The 24,436-nt window shown below is 44.1% G+C and carries 19 protein-coding genes and 1 pseudogene; 9 read left to right on the top strand and 11 right to left on the bottom strand.

The window, feature by feature from the left end; genetic code table 11:
- Positions 1-182: 182 nt before the first annotated feature.
- Positions 183-806: a helix-turn-helix domain-containing protein gene (locus tag A136_RS04525; RefSeq protein ID WP_017064652.1), complete on the bottom strand. Its 624-nt coding sequence runs from the start codon at positions 804-806 to the stop codon at positions 183-185.
- A gap of 440 nt (positions 807-1,246) precedes the next feature.
- Between A136_RS04525 and A136_RS04530 the strand changes: the two genes are divergently transcribed.
- The 3 genes from A136_RS04530 (at position 1,247) to gcvP (ending at position 5,940) form a co-directional block, all read left to right on the top strand.
- On the top strand, positions 1,247-2,539 hold the full coding sequence (locus A136_RS04530; protein ID WP_017064653.1) for a serine hydroxymethyltransferase: 1,293 nt from the start codon (positions 1,247-1,249) through the stop codon (positions 2,537-2,539).
- Between the two features lie 51 nt (positions 2,540-2,590).
- The gene (gene gcvH, locus A136_RS04535) at positions 2,591-2,971 is read left to right on the top strand and encodes a glycine cleavage system protein GcvH (protein WP_017064654.1); all 381 of its coding nucleotides are present in this window, start codon (positions 2,591-2,593) and stop codon (positions 2,969-2,971) included.
- Positions 2,972-3,060: 89 nt separating this feature from the next.
- Positions 3,061-5,940 (top strand): aminomethyl-transferring glycine dehydrogenase, encoded by a 2,880-nt coding sequence (gene gcvP, locus A136_RS04540; protein WP_017064655.1) that lies wholly within the window; start codon positions 3,061-3,063, stop codon positions 5,938-5,940.
- Positions 5,941-6,483: 543 nt separating this feature from the next.
- Here gcvP and A136_RS04545 read toward each other — a convergent pair.
- Positions 6,484-7,512, bottom strand: a complete 1,029-nt coding sequence (locus A136_RS04545) for an IS110 family transposase (RefSeq protein WP_017064657.1) — start codon at positions 7,510-7,512, stop codon at positions 6,484-6,486.
- Between the two features lie 67 nt (positions 7,513-7,579).
- The gene (locus A136_RS04550) at positions 7,580-8,827 is read right to left on the bottom strand and encodes a DUF3644 domain-containing protein (protein ID WP_017064658.1); all 1,248 of its coding nucleotides are present in this window, start codon (positions 8,825-8,827) and stop codon (positions 7,580-7,582) included.
- Positions 8,828-9,233: 406 nt separating this feature from the next.
- Between A136_RS04550 and A136_RS04555 the strand changes: the two genes are divergently transcribed.
- On the top strand, positions 9,234-10,616 hold the full coding sequence (locus A136_RS04555) for an MATE family efflux transporter (RefSeq protein WP_017064659.1): 1,383 nt from the start codon (positions 9,234-9,236) through the stop codon (positions 10,614-10,616).
- 102 nt (positions 10,617-10,718) lie between these two features.
- Here the strand turns inward: A136_RS04555 and A136_RS04560 are convergent, their stop codons facing one another.
- The 5 genes and pseudogenes from A136_RS04560 to A136_RS04580 form a co-directional block, all read right to left on the bottom strand.
- Positions 10,719-11,345, bottom strand: a complete 627-nt coding sequence (locus A136_RS04560; RefSeq protein WP_017064660.1) for a LysE family translocator — start codon at positions 11,343-11,345, stop codon at positions 10,719-10,721.
- Between the two features lie 234 nt (positions 11,346-11,579).
- Positions 11,580-12,443: a delta-class carbonic anhydrase gene (locus A136_RS04565; RefSeq protein ID WP_017064661.1), complete on the bottom strand. Its 864-nt coding sequence runs from the start codon at positions 12,441-12,443 to the stop codon at positions 11,580-11,582.
- A gap of 356 nt (positions 12,444-12,799) precedes the next feature.
- Entirely contained in the window at positions 12,800-13,261 is a 462-nt protein-coding gene (locus tag A136_RS04570) for a hypothetical protein (protein WP_029235242.1), read from the bottom strand.
- Positions 13,262-13,487: 226 nt separating this feature from the next.
- Positions 13,488-14,288 carry a hypothetical protein gene (locus A136_RS04575; RefSeq protein WP_017064663.1) on the bottom strand — a complete coding sequence of 267 codons (801 nt, stop codon included), beginning with the start codon at positions 14,286-14,288 and terminating at the stop codon, positions 13,488-13,490.
- A gap of 209 nt (positions 14,289-14,497) precedes the next feature.
- Positions 14,498-15,127, bottom strand: a pseudogene (locus A136_RS04580) (D-serine ammonia-lyase); the annotation flags it as partial.
- 132 nt (positions 15,128-15,259) lie between these two features.
- Between A136_RS04580 and A136_RS04585 the strand changes: the two are divergent.
- Positions 15,260-16,453, top strand: coding sequence for an MFS transporter (locus tag A136_RS04585; protein ID WP_017064665.1), 1,194 nt, complete (start codon positions 15,260-15,262; stop codon positions 16,451-16,453).
- 30 nt (positions 16,454-16,483) lie between these two features.
- Here the strand turns inward: A136_RS04585 and A136_RS04590 are convergent, their stop codons facing one another.
- Together A136_RS04590 and A136_RS04595 are read right to left on the bottom strand one after the other, a co-directional pair.
- Positions 16,484-17,281 (bottom strand): helix-turn-helix transcriptional regulator, encoded by a 798-nt coding sequence (locus tag A136_RS04590; protein WP_017064666.1) that lies wholly within the window; start codon positions 17,279-17,281, stop codon positions 16,484-16,486.
- A gap of 56 nt (positions 17,282-17,337) precedes the next feature.
- Positions 17,338-17,871, bottom strand: coding sequence for a YbhB/YbcL family Raf kinase inhibitor-like protein (locus A136_RS04595; RefSeq protein WP_017060498.1), 534 nt, complete (start codon positions 17,869-17,871; stop codon positions 17,338-17,340).
- Between the two features lie 243 nt (positions 17,872-18,114).
- Here A136_RS04595 and A136_RS04600 point away from each other — a divergent pair, with 243 nt between their 5' ends.
- From A136_RS04600 to A136_RS04615, 4 genes are all read left to right on the top strand, one after another.
- The gene (locus A136_RS04600) at positions 18,115-19,524 is read left to right on the top strand and encodes an ATP-binding protein (RefSeq protein ID WP_017064667.1); all 1,410 of its coding nucleotides are present in this window, start codon (positions 18,115-18,117) and stop codon (positions 19,522-19,524) included.
- The gene (locus A136_RS04605) at positions 19,502-20,149 is read left to right on the top strand and encodes a response regulator transcription factor (RefSeq protein WP_017064668.1); all 648 of its coding nucleotides are present in this window, start codon (positions 19,502-19,504) and stop codon (positions 20,147-20,149) included. The genes A136_RS04600 and A136_RS04605 overlap by 23 nt, the downstream gene beginning before the upstream one ends.
- Positions 20,149-20,961, top strand: a complete 813-nt coding sequence (locus A136_RS04610; RefSeq protein WP_017064669.1) for a DUF2861 family protein — start codon at positions 20,149-20,151, stop codon at positions 20,959-20,961. Before A136_RS04605 ends, A136_RS04610 begins: the two co-directional genes overlap by 1 nt.
- A gap of 103 nt (positions 20,962-21,064) precedes the next feature.
- The gene (locus A136_RS04615) at positions 21,065-23,413 is read left to right on the top strand and encodes a glycoside hydrolase (RefSeq protein WP_017064670.1); all 2,349 of its coding nucleotides are present in this window, start codon (positions 21,065-21,067) and stop codon (positions 23,411-23,413) included.
- A gap of 68 nt (positions 23,414-23,481) precedes the next feature.
- On the opposite strand, the gene A136_RS04620 is transcribed toward A136_RS04615, so the two are convergent.
- Positions 23,482-24,384: a LysR family transcriptional regulator gene (locus tag A136_RS04620; protein WP_017064671.1), complete on the bottom strand. Its 903-nt coding sequence runs from the start codon at positions 24,382-24,384 to the stop codon at positions 23,482-23,484.
- Between the last annotated feature and the right edge of the window lie 52 nt (positions 24,385-24,436).

Here is a 24,436-nt window from a genome sequence, read left to right on the forward strand (position 1 = left end):
TTTACACCCTTAACAAGATTAAAACAGCTCAAAATGTGATATTTAACAATTTAAAAACAACTTTCAGTCGCATACAAAAACGCGATATTGATGCTTTTCACACCAACATCGCGTCTTTTGGCAAACGTTAGAAACAAAAGCAAACGTTTGCATTCACTATAAGAAATTCTAACTTTGTTAACTTATTTTGCAGTCACCCACAAAATCAGTGCATCTTCTGTACTGGTAGAAATCAGCATGTGGCCCATATTGGCATCGTAATACATGCTATCGCCTTCGCTCATTGGCACAGGTTCGTAGAATTCTGAGTAGAACATCACATCGCCAGAGATGATCATTAAGAACTCCTCTCCATCGTGGCGAACCCAATCGTTATACTCTTCAAAAGTACGAGCTCTAACGCGGCTCTTAAACGGCATCATCTTCTTATTAGAAAGCTCAGTCGCAAGCAGCTCATGTTCATAAGTCGGTGTTGGGTGTGGTTTACCTTGGCCTGCCTTGGTTAAATCGCGACGTCCTGTTGCCACTTTTTTTCTTGGTGGCTCAAAGAGTTGCGGCATGTCTATTTGCAAACCCATCGCCAGTTTTTGCATTGCTTGAAACGTTGGTGAGATTTGTTCGTTCTCGATTTTACTAAGCGTAGAGCGAGCCAAGCCTGTTCTTTGGCTTGCTTCTTCTAACGTAATCCCAAGCTTGCCGCGGATATCTTTAATACGCTGGCCAAGCCTAAGTGGTTCGATATTCTGGTCTAACGTTTCCTTCGCCAACGTTAAAGATGGGTACTCATCATAAATGTCTTCTGACATAGGTCCCTCATTAATTTCTTGCTTCCTGTCTATTAATTTCATTGTTGCATGAAGCGCTTTGTTGATTAAAGAGCACACAGAGAAATAAAGCGTGCTCCCTGTAGCAAAACGAGAAAATCTGTTTCCTATTGGAAATTTTTGTTGAAAATTGATTTTATCGGAGCTATGTTATCGACTTGTTAGATGAAGAGATGCTACTTCAGCTTGCAGCAAGTGATAGATTTAACATTTGTAAGAGCTGTTTTTTACCCGAAATTTTTGGGAACCAATTCGTGCTGCATTGACCCTACAACGATCGCTTTGACGCTATGGTCGGATAAATAAGAAGCAACGCACTATTTATACACCTATATAACGCAAACGATACCGATGCAGAAATCAACGTAAGACCTAATGGACTATAAAAACAATCACCATTAGCTTAATGAAAGGTCTCGACAATGAACGCTTATCAAAACCATAGCTTAGACAGTTTTTTCTCTACGAACCTATCTGCGACTGACGACGCAGTATTTGCTGGAATCCAAGCAGAGAACACTCGTCAAAACGAACAAATCGAACTTATTGCTTCTGAGAACATCGTTTCTAAAGCAGTAATGCAAGCTCAAGGCACTTGCCTTACCAACAAATACGCAGAAGGCTACCCAGGTCGTCGTTACTACGGTGGTTGTGAGCACGTAGATACAGTAGAAGCTATTGCGATTGAACGTGCTAAGCAGCTGTTCAAATGTGAATACGTAAACGTACAGCCTCACTCTGGCGCTCAAGCGAACGGCGCAGTTAAACTTGCCCTACTTCAACCTGGCGACACTATCCTAGGTATGTCTCTAGACGCTGGTGGTCACCTTACACACGGTGCGCGCCCTGCAATGTCTGGTAAGTGGTTCAACGCAGTTCAATATGGCGTAGACCGCGACACACTTGAAATCGATTACGAAGCGGTTCGCGCTTTAGCAATTGAAAGCCAACCTAAAATGATTATTGCTGGTGGTAGTGCTATCCCACGCGTTATTGATTTCGCTAAGTTCCGAGAAATCGCTGACGAAGTTGGCGCTATCCTAATGGTCGATATGGCACACATCGCGGGTCTTATCGCGACAGGTGCTCACCCTAGCCCACTACCACACGCACACGTTGTGACTACAACAACGCACAAAACACTTCGTGGCCCACGCGGCGGCATGATTCTGACTAACCACGAAGACATCAACAAAAAGATCAACTCTGCAGTGTTCCCTGGCCTTCAAGGTGGCCCATTAATGCACGTTATCGCGGCTAAAGCAGTGGCGTTTGGCGAGGCACTTGGCCCAGAATTTAATACTTATATTGATTCAGTGATCGACAACGCAAAAGTTCTTGCTGAAGTGTTGCAAACTCGCGGTTGTGACATTGTGACTGGCGGAACAGACACGCACCTAATGCTGGTTGACCTTCGTCCTAAGGGCTTGAAAGGTAACGTAACTGAAGAAGCATTAGAGCGTGCAGGGATCACATGTAACAAAAATGGCATACCATTCGACTCAGAGAAGCCTATGATTACCTCTGGCATTCGTTTAGGTACGCCAGCTGGAACCAGTCGTGGTTTTGGCACTGAAGAATTCAAACTTATCGGTGAATGGATCGGCGATGTTCTTGACGGCTTAGTTGAAAGCCCTGAAGGCAACGCTGAAGTTGAGCAACGTGTTCGCAAGCAAGTTAAAGAGCTTTGCAAACGCTTCCCTCTTTACCGTTAATCCGTTTTTAAGATTTAAATTAAAACCTCATAAATTTTTGGAGAATAAGCAATGGACAATACACTTAAGTTTGCAGACAGCCACGAGTGGGTAAAAGACAACGGTGACGGTACTGTAACTATCGGTATCTCTGAGCACGCTCAAGAGATGCTAGGTGACGTTGTGTTTGTTGACCTGCCTGACACTGACGACGAAATTGAAGCTGGCGAAAGCTTCTCTCTAGTTGAATCAGTGAAAGCTGCTTCTGATATCTACGCACCAATCTCTGGCGAAATCGTAGAAATCAACGAAGAATTAGAAGATAGCCCAGAGCTAATCAACGAAGAACCTTATGAAGGTGGTTGGATTGTTAAAGTGAAGATGTCTGATGCGTCTGAACTAAACAACCTTAAAGATGCGGAAGAATACCTAAGCTCTATCGAAGAAGACTAATAGGTAACCTCATTACGATAAAGCTGCTCTTTTGAGCAGCTTAATTTTAGGGGCTAGCTCACGGCTCCAGAGAGAAAGTAGAACATATCATGACTGAATTACTTCAAAGCCAATTACTGAAAGACTTGGGTACGCAAAACGAGTTTGTTGCTCGTCATAACGGCCCTAATAAAGCAGACCAGCAAAAAATGCTTGAAGCGATCAACGCGACTAGCTTAGAAGCACTGATCGACGAAACGGTTCCTGCACAAATCCGTCTTGAAAAACCAATGACACTTGCTGCTCCATTGAGCGAAATGGACATGCTGACCTCTCTTAAAGAGATCGCTAGCCTAAACCAAGTGAAACGTACTTTCATTGGTCAAGGCTACTACAACACATTCACTCCAAACGTTATTCTACGTAACGTTTTAGAGAACCCAGGCTGGTACACTGCTTACACACCATACCAACCAGAGATTTCTCAAGGTCGTCTTGAAGCTCTACTGAATTACCAACAAATGGTAATGGACTTAACTGGTATGGAAATCGCGAACGCGTCTCTTCTTGATGAAGCGACAGCGGCTGGCGAAGCTATGACACTGTGTAAGCGTGCAGGCAAAAGCAAGAGCAAAGTATTCTTCGTTGCTGACGATGTTCACCCTCAAACACTAGAAGTTGTTAGAACTCGTGCTGAGTACATCGGTTTTGAAGTAATGGTTGGTGCTCTTGAAACACTTCCAGAGCAAGACGTATTTGGTGCGTTGGTTCAATACCCTGGTACAACAGGTGAAGTTCGCGACCTAACAGACATCATTGCGAAAGCTCAAGCAAACAAGACTCTTGTAACGGTTGCAACTGACCTACTTGCTTCTGCTCTACTTAAGCCAGCTGGCGAAATGGGCGCAGACGTAGTTATCGGTTCAGCGCAACGTTTCGGTGTTCCTATGGGTTACGGCGGTCCACACGCTGCATTCATGGGTACTCGTGAAAAGCATAAGCGTACAATGCCAGGTCGTGTAATCGGTGTTTCAATCGATACTCACGGTAACCAAGCACTACGTATGGCAATGCAAACTCGTGAGCAACACATCCGCCGCGAGAAAGCGACATCGAACATCTGTACAGCTCAAGCACTTCTAGCAAACATGGCGTCTTTCTACGCGGTTTACCACGGTGCAGAAGGCCTACGTACTATTGCCCGTCGTACACACCACATGACAGCTATCCTAGCGGCTGGCCTGACTAAAGCGGGTTACGAGCTAACGAACAACAGCTTCTTTGATACCATCACGATCAACTCTGAAGAGAAGACAGATGCACTCTACGCGAAAGCGCAAGCAGCAGACATCAACCTTCGTCGACTTGTTGGAAAAATCGGTATCAGCTTAGATGAAACAACAACGATCGACGACGTGAACGCACTGTTCGCTATCTTCGACGTAAAAGAAGACGTTCAAGCACTATCTTCTGACATTGCATCAAACGAGTTTGCAGCAATTCCAGAAAACTGCCGTCGTGAATCAGAGTTCCTAACTCACCCAGTATTCAACACGCACCACAGCGAAACGCAAATGATGCGTTACCTAAAACAGCTTGAGAACAAAGACTTCTCACTAACGCACGGCATGATCCCACTGGGCAGCTGTACTATGAAGCTGAACGCTGCTGCTGAGATGATCCCAGTAACATGGCCTGAGTTTGGTTCTATTCACCCATTCGCACCTCTAGAGCAAGCGGCGGGTTACACAGCGCTAGCGAAAGATCTTAAAGAGAAGCTATGTGAAATCACCGGTTACGACGATTTCTCACTACAGCCTAACTCTGGTGCATCTGGTGAATACGCGGGTTTAATCGCGATTCAACGTTACCACGCAAGCCGCGGTGAAGCTCACCGTAACGTTTGTCTGATTCCAAGCTCTGCGCACGGTACTAACCCTGCAACAGCATCAATGGTTTCAATGAAGGTAGTGGTTGTTAAGTGTGATGAAGATGGCAACATCGACATGACAGACCTAGCAGCGAAAATCGAGAAGCACAAAGAAAACCTATCAAGCATCATGATCACTTACCCTTCTACGCACGGCGTATACGAAGAGCAAGTGAAAGAAGTGTGTGAACAAGTACACGCAGCGGGCGGTCAGGTTTACCTAGACGGCGCGAACATGAACGCTCAAGTAGGCTTAACTTCACCTGGCTTCATCGGTTCAGACGTATCTCACTTGAACCTACACAAAACTTTCTGTATCCCACACGGTGGTGGCGGTCCAGGTATGGGTCCTATCGGTGTTAAATCGCACCTAGCACCTTTCCTACCGGGTCACATCGAAAACGGTGTACAAGGTTCTGACTATGCGGTATCAGCAGCAGATTTAGGTAGTGCTTCAATCCTACCTATCTCTTGGGCTTACATCGCAATGATGGGCGAACCTGGCCTAACAGACGCAACGAAAGTTGCGATTCTAAACGCGAACTACGTGATGGAGAAACTACGCCCTCACTACCCTGTTCTTTACCGTGGTACGAACGGCCGTGTAGCGCACGAATGTATTATCGATATTCGTCCACTAAAAGAAGAGACAGGCATCAGCGAAGAAGATATTGCTAAGCGTCTAATGGACTTCGGTTTCCACGCGCCTACGATGTCTTTCCCAGTAGCTGGCACACTAATGGTAGAGCCAACTGAATCAGAAGATTTAGAAGAGCTAGACCGTTTCTGTGAAGCGATGATCGCAATCCGTCACGAAATGGCAGCTGTGAAAGCGGGTGAATGGCCACTAGACAATAACCCTCTAGTGAACGCACCACACACACAAGTTGACCTTTCAGGCGTAGAATGGGATCGCCCTTACTCTCGCGAACTGGCTTGCTTCCCATCGAAAGCAACGAAGAACTCGAAGTACTGGCCAACAGTTAACCGTGTAGACAACGTATACGGCGACCGTAACCTAATCTGTTCTTGCCCAAGCATCGATAACTACGAAGACTAATTCGTAGCGGCGCTAAGCAGTGAAACATAACAAAAGGCGAACCAAATGGTTCGCCTTTTTGTTTTCTGAAATCTGTGGCTAACAAATGCGTTGACCTTACCGTAAGGGAAAGGTTTAAGGTGAAATGAATCCAATGATGAATGAGGAAAGAATTATGGGATGTTGCAATAAAGCACCACAAGGCGGAGCCCCTCTTGGCTTGCTTCTAAAAGTAACGCTTGGAATTGGTCTTTTTGTGTTTCTGCTAGCTTTGTGGCAGTAAGAGGCAGATACAGTACCAGGTTTGAAGCTAAAAATGATGGTATGGACAAGATAGATAGCGCCAAGTTGATATTGGCGCCATAGTCGCTTATATGGACTCCCCCATTTCAACAATAATTTTACGCTAGATATTCGCTTGCTTATATACGAGCTTATAAATGAGGAGCTACCTCTGCTCAAAGATATTTTCGGTCATTGGGGTACAAATCTTGTTAACGAGCATTCACTCTAACGACTATACTGCATCTCCCAACTGATACCTGCGCTTCATTATTGTAAAAATTAGAGTGTTACAGCTCTATATTCTGTCTGATTTCGTAGGATTGAAAATGCAGTCCGAACATTTTTGTTTGCTAACGCCACTGCTGCACATTTCTTGCCTCTACGGTCAATCAAAGACTTTAACCAAGCCTCTTTACTTGTTCTCGGTTCCCTTTTCACCACTTGTTGAACTACTGACATGGCCCCTGTAATCAAAAGACTTCGTAAGCTTGTATTTTTCCGTTTACCAATCGAGCCTAATTTCACCTTACCTCCAGAAGAATGCTGCAATGGCGTTAAACCAATACATGCCGCTGCGTCTTTCCCCTTTTTGAATTGACCAAGCTCTCCTGAATCAAGACCTATATACAAGTGCATAGCATTCAACTTTCCAATCCCTTCAATTTTCATGAGTTTCTTGCATTCCGAAGATTGGCACACCCACTGATTAAGTAGATCGTCATAACTTTCAATAGCCTTACAAAGGACTAAATACAAGTCTAATGATGTATTCAACATGTGGCGAAATTCCGATTTCAAACCATTTTCTGCATCTTCAAGAGTTAACTCGATCATTAATATAAAGCTTTGGTGACTACGCCCGACTGGTAGATTAAATTCTCTCATTAACCCTTTTAACTGATTTTTAAGGGCCGTTTTCTGTTTAATCGCTTGCTCTCTCAATTTAAGCATAGATTGTGCTTGTTGCTGACTATTAGTTTTACCCGAGACGAATTTGATATCAGGTAACTGAGAAGCTTGAATGATGGCCAAAGCATCATTCTTATCCGTTTTCTGATTTTGACGAATAACAGAAACTAATCGTGGCGAAATTAATCTTGATTGATGCCCAAGTTCTGTTGCAAGTTGGTTCCAATAATTTGAACCGGCACATGACTCAAACACGATTAAGGAAGGGCTAAGGTTTGCCAGGTAATCACTAAATTGGCTCGGTGTCATTTCTCGATTAGAGTGCACTTTTTTGTTTGCGTACACGCAAACTTGAATCTCTTTTGTTGCTAGATCAACGCCAATAATAAGATTTTTCATAATTAGACTCCCTTAAACACTTCACTGTTCAGAATAGACTGGGTGGATGGGGAGTCCAATTATCTTGTTAATTGGCTTTTTTCACCTTTTCTAGGACTTCTGGTTTTTGAAGCTCTGTCACCAAGAAACTAACCCACTGCTTTGTGTATAAGTAGCCATCAAAACCCTCGACAAATGAACTATATTCCCCCTTAAATCCGACTTTGTCTTCACGAGGTCGCGCTTCAAAAAACTTCCAACACTTTGTGTGAAGAGGCATATTGAAAAATGGCAGTTTATCTTGGACTAAGCTCATAACTTTAGAGGGCTTGAGTTTATATGGGTTTTCGATTCCTTTAATAAAAGCAATACCCTGCTCATAGTTCTTTAGCTCATCTTCACTGAGTTTATTAACATTAATAAACTCGACTGCTATGTCAGATGATTTAGCATGGTTGCCTAGTTTGGGAACTAACAAAGCACGAATACGGTATTGCTGACTTTCAACAATGTCGTCCTCTAAGTCTGTTCGATAAGTTTCCATATAGTTACGTACTACTTTATAGTTTTCTTTTTGCAGTTGCTTCATCGCATCCAATTGCGATTGTTCTGATACACGGCTAAGTTGCATTGCAATTGCCAAATTTGTACATAAGGCATGACTATCCCCGAACTCTTCGACCAATAAATTTTCAAAATTGATTAATGCAGCTTGGCATTCACCTGCGACTGCCATGTCAATAGCAGGCAAACTGCGGTGCTCTATTTTGTTTCTTAAGCCGATGAGGAATTTAAGATTGTATTTCTCAGGACGCTCTACACCAACCCAATACTGATTGCAGCACTCCATCAGTTCCCAAGCTTTTTCTTCACCATCAATTTTGACGGGTTTACCATCTTTTAGATGGAAGTAATTGACACCCTTTTTCTCAAAAATTGCGTGAAACAATGCTGTGTATGCGATGACTATATTTACAATGTAACCATAGGTCTTAAATTCAGTATATGGGTTGTTATATGTTGACACAGCAAGTAATGCAAACTCTCTAGCTTTGTGGAGTAACATGCCTTTGGTTGACTGGTCCGTAACTTGTTGTAGTTTTTGGCTATGGACTGAACGAAACTCTTCTTTGCTTAGAAACTTGATACCTGAAGTTAAGTAATGTGTGCCATCTTTTTGAACATACTGGTGCCACCGTTTAGATGGGTATGTACCGCAAGTCTGAGTTTTCCAACCAGTAGCTAAAGACAACTCTTCAATTGTGAACGATTCACCTTTATTTTCCTTGTTAGCTAGGAAAGTATAAGCTAAATCTACTTGATCATATCTGCCCAATCTAAACCTCCTGTTGGACTTACGAGCCAATTGCCAGCTATTAGATAGAAAGATTCCCCATTTAAATACAGAATGCTTCTATCTAGTTCTTTATGCCACCAATTGTACTAGCCTTTGTCTTTCCATAACAATCACTTATACCGTCACCTTAGTGATTAGCGCGGCAAATATAGAATTTACCCGTCTAGTATGATTTCCACTAAATCATGAACTTACGTGCGTTAGACCCGTGTTGTAACCATCAGAACCTATCCGTACCTCGGAGTAAGTGAAACTCTATAAAGCCAATGCTTGACCCTATACGGTAAGGTGTTTATATTGTCGCCCGTCCAACGGGGCACATCCTAAAATGCACACCGGCCATCCTGCCATCACTGGTGCATTTATATTGGTGTTTTGAACTTCCATGCTAACGAAACTTCGTCCTTTTACTCGTGAATCGGGTGCGCTTATGCATCTTTCGATTCCAATCATTTTGACTCAAATAGCGACCCAAGCGATGGGATTTGTCGATACGACAATGGCTGGCCAAGTGAGCCCTGCCGATCTCGCTGCTATTGCACTTGGCACTAGCCTTTGGATTCCTGTGTTGCTGCTACTGCGCGGCGTGATTATGGCGTTAACGCCCGTTGTCGCTTACCACCGCGGCGCTCGTGACTTTCAGAGCATCTCTGTTGAATTCTTCCAGATGGTTTGGTTGGCATTAATTGCTAGCGTACTGCTTATCGCTTACTTGGTGAGTGCGAAACCGATCTTAGAATGGATTGGGGTTGCCGCTGAGATCATTCCTATCGGCAGTGACTATGCGTTTGCCCTAGCCTTTGGTGTGCCGGGTATTGCCCTGTTCTACACGTTAAATGGTTTTTGTGAAGGTATGAACAACACCAAAGTACCGATGATCATTTCGGTAATTGGTTTGTTGATTAATATTCCCGTCAACTACGTGCTTATTTACGGTAAGTTTGGCTTCCCTGAAATGGGCGCTGTAGGTTGTGGTTGGGCGACAAGCTTGGTGTACTGGTTAATGTCGGGAATGTTGTATTCCTACATTAAAGGTCATCACCATTACAAGACCATCATCAACTTTTCAGATGCGAAGCCAAAAGCAAAAGAGATGCTTCACCTTCTAAGGTTAGGTTTACCTATCGGGATGAACATCGCGGTGTGTGGCAGTATCTTTGCGGTTATCGCATTGATGATCGGCCGTATTGGTGCCGAGAATGTGGCAGCGGCGCAAATCGCTCTCAATATATCGAGCCTAACTTATGTGATCCCGATGAGTATCTCGTTTGGCATTACGATTCGTGTTGGACACGCTTTGGGTGAAAAAGATGAACTTGGCGCGATTGAGCGCAGTAAAGTCGGTATTTTGGTGGCAGCATTAATCTCGTTGCTTTCGGTAGCGATGTTCCTACTGTTCCCTGAATTAATCATTAGGCTTTACACCACTGACCCAGTAATCAGTGCAACAGCGGCAGTGTTATTGACCTTTACCGCTATGTACCAATTCAGTGATGCTCTGCAAACCTCTGCAAATGGTGCTCTGCGTGGCTATAAAGATACCAAGATCCCGATGATCTTAGCTATCGCTTCATACTGGGGCTTAGCGTTACCACTGGGTATGGTGTTGGGCTTAACAGACCACATTGTTCCAGCAATGGGTGAAGAAGGCTTCTGGATTGGTATTCTTACGGGCTTAAGTATCTCTGCTACGCTGATGTTAATTCGCTTGCGATACGTGATTAAGAAGCGCGATTTACTGCCTTCAATTAACGCAGCAATTCGCTAATACTGCTCTAGTAAGCGAATACCGCACCTGAAAGTAAATACAAAAAAGCGCGTTACTGCCACAAGGCAATAACGCGCTTTTTCTATTTAAATTGAACTGTGTTTATCTGTTTATCGCCAAATATGAGCCAGCAGCAATCATTATTCCACCAGCACTTTGGTTTAACCTTTTATGTGCGCGTGGCGTTTTTAACAAACCTGCCATTCTGCCCGCGCCCACAGCGATAAGTATTAAGCCTGACATCAGAGCAACAGATGCTAAAGCAGAAACTAATACGATATCTTGTGAGCGCAGAACAGTCAGATCAATAAAAGTCGGCAAGAACGAAATATAAAACAGAATCACTTTAGGGTTCGATGCTGAAATCAAAAAGCCTTGTGCGAAACTCGCGAGTTCAGATTTCTGACTCTGTTTGGCCGCAAGTTCCGCAGAGCCTTGCACTTCAGGCAGGCTCTTAAACATCTTGTAGCCCAAGTAAATCAAATAAGCTGCACCAACATAGCGAATCACCTCAAACGCAATCGACCAATTCTCGGCAATCGTTGCTAGACCGAAACAGGCAAGCGCAAGGTAAATAAGATCACTGCATATCATACCTAACGAAAGCGTGACGCACTTTCGCCATCCTTGAACCATAGCACGAGCTAAAATGGCAAAGACGCCAGGCCCCGGAGTAATACCAAATACAAACATGGCAATAAAGAATGTAATCGCACTTTCTAATGACATTGGACTGTCCTTTTCTATAACCCAACATAATTGATCATGAACGTATCATGGAGCTTCGATTCTGGTAAAGAACGTTTTTTACTAAATACGATTTACACAACTCATGTATTGAATAAGTGTCACACGTAATTTACCCACCAGACTTAATTAAACCTAAACCTAAGTACTTTTCGTTAGGGCATAAAAAAGGCGAACCTATTGGCTCGCCTTAATCATTTTGTTCGCCAGAATCGTTTAGTCGTTACGAATGGGTGATAACAACTCAGGGTTAACCACCAAATTTCTCACACCGTGGGCGTGATCTTCGTTAAAGTCATTGCCTTCACACCAGCTACCTACTGTCGCGATATTTACTTTCGCGACTTGTGGTCTAACGCTCCATGTTACTTGGAAAGGTGAACCTTGCTCATTATAACCAGGACCCGTTGTAGAGCCTGCGTATTGGATCGCTGAGCCCGTATCTTGTGGGATGTTTGGTGCTTGGTGTAAGCCGTTCACTTTTGAATGTTTAGCGAGCGCTTCAAAGTCGGGTGCTTTGTCGTCATTCACTAATACGTAAACTTGGGTTTCTACACGCAGTTGCGGGTTGGTAATCGCATCGTTAAAACAAGCACCCAGTGTTTCACCCGGTTCAACTTGCGCCGTTGAATAAACATAGTGAACTTCAATGGTGTCACCCGAATGCAAAGAACCATGCTCGCTCGGACAAACCTTGCCCTCAAATGGTTTCAGCTCAGCAGAACTCAGCTTGCCTGTGTATTTAAAGCCACTCTGGAATCCCTTACCATCACCGTTACCAGCGTATTGAGTAAACTCTCCACCTTTATGCTCAGCATTTTTATGGAAGTGAATATTACATAAGTTCATCGCTGTTGAATCAGGGGCATCCGAGAACAGCCTAGTATTTTTACCTTCTAATGAACCCAAATCTCGTGGAGCTTGCGGTCCAAAACCTTGCCCTTGGGTATTTTCAGAAAGCTTCGCTCTTTGTTCTGCGATAACTCCATCTGATACAGACTCATGGTTCGCATCTGATGCATTTGCATGAGCTGACAATATCACCATCGCGACACTTAAAAACACACTCTTATTCTTCATTTTTCTTCCCTAGAATATTGATAACTAAACCTAAACCTACTTAACAGCAAACATCTTACTATGCTCGTAAGTGAATATAAGAGTTGTCTTTGTAAGATTAGATTTCATTGCTTACTTTGGGATGAGTATTAGAACCCTTGATGCATATAACAAGTCAAACAGGGTAAAATCGGCGACTCCCTTCCAGAACTAATAATTCCTATTTTCGTTAACCGTCGCCTGACTCAGCGCTCAGATAAGTGAACACGATTCTTAGGAAGAATGGTGGCCAGATTTAGAAGACCAAAAAAGGCGAACCATCTGGCTCGCCTTCACGTTTCATTCTATCTATTAGGTTGTCGTTCTAGGTTAACGATTTAACCGTTACCGGTGGCAAATATCCCAAACGTCATGACGTTCAATGCATCTGTCACGCCCTCTAGTGATTTAATCACCGTCTTAGTCGGTTTATTATGACGAATAAAATAGCTTCCGATGCCTTTTTCACCGCCACTCTTAGCATCGCTTTCAGTTGTTTCTGTCGCTTCTATTTGAGAAGGCTCCACTGATTCTGGCTCTGCATTGGCGTGAGCTATCGTGTCTTTATTTGAATCAAGGTTAGTGAGTGGTTGATGATTAACGATTGAATCATGGGAAGAATCAACGCTGGTCTCAGCGTTTGTATCCTTTGAAGTCTCGAGATTACTCTCTCCCTCTATACTTTTCGACATAGCGTCTTCGTTGCTCAATGTCTCGTCGTCTAGCTGATGATTACTCGTTGAAGAACAGGCTGTTAAGAAGAACAGGCTAACGATGAATATGAGTAAGTTTCTCATCATAATGATAAAGCACGAATTAATAAAACATTGTTCGATTGTATTTTATTTGGCTGACGACATCCAGTGATAAGCGGAGTAAACACGAACAGTCACGGTCTTGAAGAGTAAACAAAAGCGTACGGGTTTAGTGCTTAAGAATAATAATTCGAGAGCTCAATTAGGTTGCCCGCCGCTTATCATCTGAAAGGTGGTGTCAGTTAGGCTTGGGGATTCACACGCTATAAGCTTAATCTTTACTGGAACACAGTTCAGAGATTCGGTCACACATGGCTTGGTTGACTGCGAAGTGGGTGTTGAGGAATGCTAGTTGGGCAAGTGCCGATTCAGCGGTGCGCTCGTAGCCTTGGGTAAAGGTTGGTAGCAATTGGGCAAACTTAGGGAAGCGTGCTTCTAGCCTTCTATCCGACATAAATTCATCAACGAATTCAGGCTCAGACTGTTCAGTTTGATCCACAAGATCGATCAAACGATCGAGTGCGTAAGATTGAACGAACCGACTGCCCGACAGCTTTTCGCCTCGGTTATAACGAGACATACCCACATAAAGATTGGTTAGAGCCTCACCAATGATCCAATCTTGGGAATTAGTGTCTGTCTCCCCTTTTATTGGTGAAACACAACACTGTGTATCAAATTCATGTTGCTGACAAACAATACGCCATTCAGCAAACGGAATGTGCGCTAACTCGTGGGGTTCAAACACTGCAAACTCACAAAAGATTCCGTCAGCGTACAGAACTTTATAGCCATCGACGGTATTTCTCACTGCGTAGTCGATTGAGTGAATATCAGATAGCCAATGCAAACTGTCTAAGAAATACTGCTTGTGCCCTGTTTGCACTATTGCGAAAAAATCGACATCTGAGTACTGATCAAGTCGTTCTGTTTCAATACCTACTGAGCCCAACCCCAGCAAAGCATGAGCCTTACCCGATGCTTCCAAAGACTCCCCAATCGCATCTAAACGCTGGAGTAATTTTTCTGGTGTGTTTATGTGTCTTGTCTGTATCACTTTGTCCGTCTGCATTGCTCAATCCCTATCAAGTTGAATGCCACTCAACCTAACTGATAGTTAGAACATCTAAGAAGCTTAATTTATAAAATGTGTGTTTTGGATAACGATCTGTGCAAGTTATTGTTTGAATTAAGGTGGGATTTAGAGGTGAGAAAGAGTGTGTACAAGCTATAAACAACACTCTTCTATCATGACTTATCTTTTTAGCAGCTCATATTTGCAACAACGTTGACACCATGCTCACGAAGTTTGCTTTTCTTCCAAGCTCTCGCGTCTGCCGACATATGAACAGAGACAGTCAAGCCCAATTTTGCACTCATGATACCAATCGACATTCCTAGGTTACCCGTTGAACCTACCGCAATGCTGTATTGTTGGAAGAAGTCACGAAATTCAGGTTCGAGCAACTTACTGTAGTCATCGCTCTCACACAGTAACCCCGCTTCAATCGCAAGCTTCTCGGCATGCGTTAGTACTTCATAGATACCACCGCGCGCTTTGATTGAACCTGAAATTGGCAAATGGCTGTCTTTCTTCATCATCAAACGCCCTTTTATTGGCTGCTGATAATGTGCTCCCAATGCTGATTTCATAGATGGAATGTCAACAAGCTCAGACTCGATGATGCCATTGGTCGCTTGAGTTTCAGGAAACGCCTTGGCTAGATAAGGAGCAAACCTTTGCAGCCTCATGCTCGCATCGTGAATATCTTGTTCGCCTAAACCCACATAAAGCAAACCGCGCTCCAGAGTCGTCACATTTGGGTTAAACCAAACCACTTCTTCCAATGCAATCAATTGTTGAAGCAGTGGGAAGTCCGAGATGAGCTTGTCGATATTTAATACAGTCATGGGTGACTTTTCTGGCTAAGCGCGTACTGCGCAGGTTCAATCATTAGTAAACCTATTTAAACGGTATTTGTGTAATCATTCAATGATCTGTAGGCTAGCCTGTCTTCTCATAAGCAAACAGTAGAACAACCTATGAGCGCCTCTCTTCGTAATAGCATTTTCGTGATGTTAGGGATTCTATTCCTAGCACTTAACCTTCGTGGGCCTTTTACGAGCTTGGCTCCTGTGCTTTCTCAGGTTATGGAAGGCCTCAACCTTACGTCATCGGCTGCAGGCTTCTTAACAGCTTTGCCACTGTTAACTTTTGCCTTATTCTCACCATTAGTCACCAAGATATCCCAACGAATTGGTCTAGAGCCTAGCCTGTTATTAGGCTTAGTTCTGATCACTACGGGTATTACACTGCGCTCTGCTGGGTTAACCCCAACCTTGTATATCGGCACGGTGATGATCGGGCTTGGTATCGCGATTGGTAATGTGTTGTTGCCTGTAGTAGTGAAAGTTAGCTTCCCGACACGCATCGCTACTGTGACTTCTCTGTACATCTTTACGATGGGCATCGGGTCGACGTTAGGCTCAAGTTTGATGGTGCCGTTTTCAAATCTAACCTTATTTACGATCACGGGTTGGCAATTAGCACTGTTAATGAACCTAATATTCCCAATATTAGCTTTGATGATCTGGTTGCCTAAAATCAGAAAACGCTCACCTTCAGCCAACAATAACAAGCAACAAGACAAACCTCTGCCGATGAAACAGATGATTAAAAGCGGCGTAGCGTGGCAAGTAACGTTAGCGCTTGGGCTTAACTCATTTACCTTCTACTCTTTGGCTGGCTGGTTGCCACAGATATTGAACGATCTTGGCTACAGCGAAATCGACGCGGGCTACATTTATGGATTTCTGCAATTTTCGACTATGGTTCCGGGGCTGCTGTTACTGCCGTTCTTAGGTAAAAGCGATAACCAACAATGGCTCATTACGCTTTGTACTTCGAGTGTATTTATTGGATTGATTGGGCTGCTGTATTTGCCTGAGTTTGCGATCTTTTGGGTAGGACTCTTTGGATTAGCCAACTGCTCTACGTTTATTATTGCGCTCTCTTTTGTTGGCCTGAGAACATCGAATAGCAGCCAAGCCGCATCGCTGTCGGGTATGGCGCAAGGAATTGGTTATGCTTTAGCGGCAACAGGTCCAACGCTGGTGGGTAAGCTTCATGCTCAGACAGATTCTTGGAGCGTTCCCATTCTGCTGATCGCATCTGTTGCATTTGCGTGCACGATTTTCGCGGCATTGGCAGCACGAGACAAAAAAGTGAGCGTTTAGAACAAACAGAATGGTTATGGCGTCGCGACTTTATTTGCTCGCGACTCTATGGCTGACGACGGTTTTGATGTATTCACTTGGCGACAAACCAAACTTGCCTTTAAAGCGCTGACTAAAACGCCCTTCCGATTGGTAACCGCAAGACTGAGCCAACATCGCCACGTTCTGTTGTCCGTTTTGCATCAGATAAAGCGCGTGACTCAAGCGAACTTCAGCTAATACCTCACGATATTGCATACCTTCCAGTTTGAGTTTTCGAATCAGCGTCGCTCGGCTCATCGCAAAACGCTCCGCCACCGACTCTAATGGATGTTTCTCATCTGGTGAATGTGAAAGGTAATGGCTGAGCTTTTGGCTAAACGAGACGTTGGCACTGACAAACAATAGATGCAACACCCCTTTTTCAGCTAATTGCTGGTACAAGCCCTGCAACCAAAACTGTTGAGTCTCTTTGCTCATGCTCTGTGTATCAAAAGAGAACAGAGCATTGAGTGAGTCTTGTAAGTTTCGATCCACTTTTACTGTAGGCAGTCCCAGATCATTCGACCGTTCCTCACTTAAATCAAGCATCGCCTGAGAAGGTTGGAATTGAAAGCTGAACACTCGCGACAAGAAGCGCCCTTTGTGGGGCATGTTCTCAAAACTTAGTGAAGCTGATGCCTCACACAACAACAGCTCAGAATGTGAGAGCTCTGCCGCTGAATCTTTCCAAAACAGGCGCTTACTGCCTGTAATAATCTGAATGATACTAGGGGATAGAATCCTCACATTACGCAGTTTTTGTAACTGCTCTGCACGAAAGATCGTCACTTGATATTGATGATTCATCTCATCCCCTTGTTTACTTATTATGTACGTGTATAAGCTTTAACGTACATAAGCTATTAACGTGTATAAGTTGCGGTCAGTTTAGCTTTGTCTAAAGCCATGCTGTTCAACGTGAATCCAACCACAGCCGACGGCGTATTTTCGTCGAGGTTAAGTTTGTCCGTTGGTAATGCCCAAACCGTGAACTGGTAACGGTGCATACCATCTTTTTCTGGAGGACAAACGCCACCGTAGCCAACTGTACCGTAATCAATGCGACCTTCTTTGCCACCGACTTTAGAGATGTCGACACCGCGAGGTAGCTCGTTCACAGTTGCAGGGATATCAAACGCAACCCAATGCCAGAAGCCACTTTCAGTCGGTGCATCTGGATCATAAGCTGTGATAGCAAAGCTTTTGGTACCTGCTGGTGCATCTTTCCACATCAATTGTGGTGATTGATTATCGCCGTCACAACCCCAACTAGAGTATTCAAAAGTCTTTGCCATTGGGTGACCTTCTTGAATATCGTTGCTGGTTAATTCGAACGCATGAGCAGAGCCTGTAGCCAAAATACTGATTGCCAATACTGATTTGATGATGAGTTTCATGATGGTTCCTCTTATTAGGTATGAGCCCAGTATAGTCCCCTCATTTCGCCCAATAATGACAGTAAGTACACAATTATCTATTTTATTTCAAATAAATGATACTTACTGTATTTGTACTTTATTATTTAAAAGCATGACCCACTCGACAATTTGTTGTTAAAAGAACACTTGTTGACATTCAGGTTACAAATCGCGCCCAAAACTCTTTAGACTCGCCCCACGACTTTTAACGAGAATGATTGGATGCGCAGGTTTACATTAGCTCTTTGCTTGATCTTTTGGCTCCCAACCCTAGTCAATGCCCAAAGTTTGCAAGATAAGTGGCAAACTCTGTATCAACTGAGCTGGCAATCATCCCCACTCTTAGTATCTCAACAAGAGTTGGCTCAGTATCCGAAAGTTCTGCTCCATGAAAATAGCCGCTATCCTGATTTCAACCAATTCAGTTGGGACGACATCGCAGCGTTAGCGTCAATACAAGATCACTGCCAAGCGATTGAAAGCAGTAACCCTTCATTACATGAAGCCATCGAGTTCGAGCTCGCTCTGTGTCAGCAACAAACATTGGATTCGATTTGGTTTGCAGCACACTCCAAACGTCACCCTGCCGGTGGCAGCTTTGCTGGTCGTTATTTAGCCGCTTACCCAGATGTGACCGAGCAGATACGCCCATTTTTGAGTCTTACCAACCCTCAGCACCCTTTATATAACAAACTAGAAAGCCTAAGTGCACAAGGCAGAGAAGCACTGCTCAATGGATACCGCGCTTGGCAACAAGATGATGTGCTTTGGTTAAGTGGCGAACAAGGCTGGAAAGCTATTCCCTTAGATGTTTGGCAACCTATCGCAGAGCAACAAGAGGTATCTTTGGCAGGTGAAACCTGTACTTTTCGTTACAGTAACGTGTGCTTAAACGAGCCTAGCAATGACAATCTGATCATGAAAACGTTGATCTTTACATTGCTGCTAACGTTGCTTTCCGGGCTCGCTAGAGTCTTATACCTAAGAACAAAACAACGAAAAGAGAGGCAGTTCGTTTTACAGCTTCTTACTCATGAACTGCGCACGCCTATTACTAGCCTAGGCTTAACCGTCGAAATGTTTAGAAATCGCTACGATGACTTTTCTGATGAAACTCAAAGTGCGGTTTGGCGTTTAATATCTGACTATCAAAGGCTTTCTCAGCTCACCGAAAACAGCAAAGTGTACCTAAGTTCGGATCAGTCAGAGCCTTTGTTTAAGCAAAACGCTTCATTAGAAGAGTGGCTCGATCATGTCTGTGAAAAGCACAATATTTCTTATCAATGTGAAGCGCGTGAAGTTGAACTGAACCTTCCCTATTACTGGCTAACCATCTGCTTGGATAATCTAATCAAGAATGCCAAACAACATGGTAAAGGTGAGGTTTTGGTAAAGGTCGAACTCGCTGATAAGCTCAGGATTGAGGTGCAAGACGAAGGTCACTTCCCTTCTTTTCTGCAACGGTTTGTATCTCGAGCAACACCGAATATCAACCATAGACAAGACAACATGGGCATTGGCCTTACTATTGTCGAACACTTGATGAAACAAGCGAATGGCCGTCTCATTATTCTTCGTAACCCAACCCGATGTATTTTGGAAATAGCTTGTGAACACCCTACTGCTGATTGAAGACGACCATCTACTTGGACAAGGCCTCGTCAGCTTCTTTGAGTCCAATGGTTACCCATGCCTTTGGGCGAAGGATTCAGAGAGTGCCAGTAAGCAATGGTTCCGCTCCGATCTAGTGATACTGGATCGACAACTCGAAGACGGTGACAGCTTGCGACACCTGCCGAATTGGCTACTCCTCAAAGCGCTTCCTGTGATTGTGTTAACCGCTAAAGTGGAAGTCCAGCAACGCGTAGAAGGCTTAATGGCAGGTGCCAAAGATTACGTCACTAAACCTTTCTCAAACGAGGAGTTGCTTGCTCGAGTCATTACCCAACTTCGTCCGTTAGGGGTGAGCCAACTAAATTACGCCAACATTGAAGTCCGCTTGTCTGAACGAATCGCTTATTTGGATGAAAGCCCGATCACGTTAAAACCTAAAGAGTTCCAGTTATTGGTCTTGTTTGTTCAGAACCAAAGTCGTGTGTTTCATCGTGATGAGTTACTCAATAAGATTTGGGGTTATCAAGCCTTTCCAAGTACCCGAACCGTGGATAATCACATACTGCGCTTGCGCCAGAAGCTGCCAACTCTAAAGATCGAAACACATCGCGGCGTTGGTTACCGCTTAGCTGGGGAATCATAATGAGAGTCACTTCGTTAATCGCATTGATCTGCGCTTTGCCGCTCGCAAGTCATGCGGCATGGTTTACCGACACGCCATTGCAGCACACCTATCAATCTCTACTTGATGACCAACCTCAAGTTGCGTGGCAAGAGCTGCAAATCGCACTCGATCACAAATCACTCGATAGTGAGCTTTGGCTGCCAGTCAAACAAGAGATCCTGAGCCAGACTCAATGTGGAACCTTACTCAAACAAAGTGCTGAGACAAAACACCACATCCAAGTCAGCTTCATTCGACGCTATGGCCTGTCGTCGCACGGTTATCAAATCAAAGTCTCTGCCGAGCAACTCAGCAAAGGCTCAGAAACTCAAACTCTTTCTTTGGTATCACCTAAAGGTAAAGTCCTTCTCGATGGACAACTCGCTTCCAATAATGAGTATCAAGAGATTGAAACCAATGAAATGTTCATCAAACCCGAATCTGGTGTTTATCAACTAAAGATAGGTTCAAATCACTACCCTATTATTGTCGCTTTAAATAACAGTAATCGATGGCTGACGCTCGAAAGTAAACTCAGCGAACCACATATCGTGCTCTCGCCTCCAAAGGTGATCGACAACTGCCCCGACGCTAACGTGAGTTGGCAATGGTTTGATGAAAACTACAACCTGCTGGGTTACAAAGTGCCAATCAAAACAGCGCAAGCACCCGTTCCCACAGAAAGTCCACTTGGAACCAAAGCCAAGCACTTGAGTGCTTCGGTTGAAATGTTTGAATACCAAGGCGCTATTGAAGTCCAATATGTGCAGCGCGTCGCCGTGCCTTTCTAATGGAAAACCACTAAAGCCAAACAGAAAATAGAGACATATAGGTGACAAAGCACTAGCGCTACTTAGGTGTAATAACCGTAGTTACCCTTTACGGAATCTAAATATGCTCAGCGTACGTCACCCACTCAATCTTTCTAATTTTGCCATTGTGGCTTTAACAACAGCTTGTCTGTTTTCATCCAACGCACAAGCGAGCCAAATAACGCTCACCAGTAACAACAATACCGTCGCTACCTCATCGAATACTTTAGAGGTCGATTGGAACGGCTTAAGCGTTAACAGTGCTGCTCTCACCGTTGATAACAAACCACAGAAAGCGACCAATCTGGTCATTGGCTTTTCCGATAAAGCTGACTCAGCAAAAATCGCCACTTGGACCTTAGTACCCAGTGGAATAAACGTTAAGGCAGAGCTTAATCAAGACCAGCTCACTTTTCAGTTCAGCTTACCTTCAAATATACAGGTGAAACGAAACAAACCCATCGAATTGGCGTGGTTTGATCTTGCCGAACAACAAACTCAGACACTATTTCTTCCGTTTAGTGAAGGCATGCGCGTGCCTACTGACAACAAGCTTTGGGCAAGTTATCTCGTCGGTAACCATTCTGGAAGTAACACTACTCAAGACTTGAAGATGCCTTTTTGGACAGTACAGCAAAACAATCATTTCATTAGCTATCAAATGGTTAATGCAACCAATAATCAACTGCTCTTTTCAGATGCATCCTCTAATGCTTCCTCAAATACAAAAACCAAAATTGATATGAAGGCAGCACACCAATTTACGATGCTCAATCAGTCACAACCTTTTCTTGTTCGTATCACCCTCGGAGACTCGTGGTTAGATGGTGCCAAACAATACCGAGATTGGCGCATCAATAATGACCAGTCTGAAACGCTTGTAGCAAAGCAAAAGCGCAATCCAGATGTGACTAAGTTGATCGGCGCGAGCCACGTTTACCTATTTGGCAAAGACCCATTAAGCATCCAAGATGTGAGTGACTGGTGGGGATTGAAAACATGGTATCTAGAGGGCTCTAAACTCAATGTTTCTGCGGAAGCGAAAAGAGAGCTATCGTCACTCTCCAAGGGGAAAGATTGGTTCAGTCAGTACCACAAACAACTATTGTTGGACTCTATTATCCAGTCATTGCAGGTGTTATATCCTGTTGGTAATCCGACACTCGAAGACAACACGATTAAAGCGCAATACAAAGCAGCACAGGATAAGAAGAACTGGTTGCTAAAGCACGCTTCCCCGTACCTAAACTCGTCAGATACTTGGGGACAAGCGTTGTCTTCAGACATGGTCGCTAATCTAAATAAGGCAGGTTTAAAAAAACTGTGGCTAGGATTCGACAATTGGATGCCAGCATTCTATCAACCTAACGCTGTGGGTCTGGCAAAACAGTCCGGATATCTGGTCGGTACTTACGATTCCTACAACACCGCAATTCCTGTGAAGCTCAATGACAACTGGCTAACCGCTCAATTACCAGAGCCGATGCGTCAAAGTTGTGCGATTGAACTAGCGGATGGGAGTTTGAAAAAAGGATTTCGTGGAAACGGCTTTTACTTAAACCCGAACTGCCATTTAGAATACGTAAAACAGCGTGCTCAAGACATTATGAGATTCGGCAACTTCAACAGCTTGTTCTTAGATGTTGATGCAACCGCCATGGCACGTGAAGATTACCGCGTCTCTATAGACAGTAATGGCAATACAAACGACGAATCAGACATGCTTTCTGCGTTCAACAACCGAATGAAGTGGCTTAGCGAGCAACCTTCGTTAGTATTAGGCTCTGAAGACGGCAACAGCCTAACAACAAAAGGCATCGCGTTTGCACACGGCTTAGAAACGGTTGGTTTTGGATGGACAGACAAAGACATGAAAGAGAACCGCCAATCTCCCTATTACTTAGGTCGTTGGTACCCAGACCACAAGCCTGACTTCTTCTTTAAGCCGGCCGAGGTTAAAGAGCCCTACAAGTCGCTACTATTTTCGCCACAATATCGAATTCCACTTTACCAAGCCGTTTTCCATGATGAAGCAATCAATACGCACCATTGGCATTCAGACAGCCTTAAGTTCACTAATGTACAAGCAGAACGTGACTTAACCGCCATGCTGTACAACACACCACCGATGGTTCACTTGACCAGAGATGAAGCTTTATCAAGTTCAAGCCAGAGAATCAAAGCACTCAAACACTATCAAGATGGCTTTGAACCAATGCACGAACAGTTATGGGATAAACAGTTGGTCGATTTCGAATGGTTAGTTAAGAACGGCGATGTTCAACAAACGAAGTTCAGTGACGGGAGTAAGATCATTGCTAACTTTTCTAACAAGGCATTTCGTTACAACGGTGTCGATATTGCTGCCCTATCGGTCAAAGCTATATTGGCGAATGGGCAAGTCGTCGACTGGCAGCCCGATCATAGTTAGCTTCGATACGGTTTAGACAATAACGAATAATAGGAAGCCTAAGCACTTAACCGCTAAGGTTTTCCCCGTTACTTTTGCTTCCTATTTTGAAAGGCAGTCAGTAGATAGTCGATAAAGACCTTTTTACGTTTCGGCATCAACTGCCTGTCTGCATACACTAGGCTTACTGAAACTTCTGGCATCTCATATTCAGGTAACAGACGAATCAGCTTACCTGTCTTAAAGTGTTCCCGACAAATGAATTCAGGAAGCACCGCCAAGCCGAGCCCATCCACACACGCTGTTAGGCATGCCGTGATGGTATTCACCCGCAACTGACACGGCAGATCGATCAAAATCGACTCTCCGCCTTCTAATTGTAAATGCCACTTGGGTAGACGCGCGGCCTTGTTCACCACCTCAATCATTCTGAATGGCGGTTCAAGATCATCGGGTGAAGAGACGTCATCGAACTGCTCTAAATACTCAGGGCTGGCTGCCAATACACGCTTTGATGTTGTGAGGTAGCGAGAAACCAAGCTCGAGTCCACTAGCTCACCAATTTGTGCGTAAAGATCGATACCCTCCGCAATGATGTCGACTTCTCGATTCGACAGTTCTAAGTTCAAAGTCACGTTTGGGTGCTCTTTTAGGAAGCTGTGGATGTATTTGGCTAATACTTGATGCCCCAATTCGACAGGCAACACAACATTCAACTGCCCTCGGATCAAATCCTGATTGGCTGAAACCTCTAGCTCAGCTTGGTTCATGATCTCTTGCATCTGCATGCTCGACTGATAAAAGCGCTCACCCTCTGGCGTTAAGACTAAACTTCGTGTCGAACGAGTGATCAACCTCACACCTAGATGCTGTTCCAGCTCGTCTAGCTTTCGGCTGACGGTCGACTTGGTCATGTTCAATGCTTCAGCTGCGTGCGTGAAACTCCCACAATCAACAACTTGTGTAAAAACAGTCACAGCATTTAAGTCCATCGTACTTCTCCCAAAGCGCCATTAGTTAGATTTTTGCAACAGTGTTTCCCTT

Source organism: Vibrio crassostreae 9ZC13 (genome assembly GCF_000272045.2).
In the GTDB taxonomy this organism is placed as follows: Bacteria; Pseudomonadota; Gammaproteobacteria; order Enterobacterales; family Vibrionaceae; genus Vibrio; species Vibrio crassostreae_C.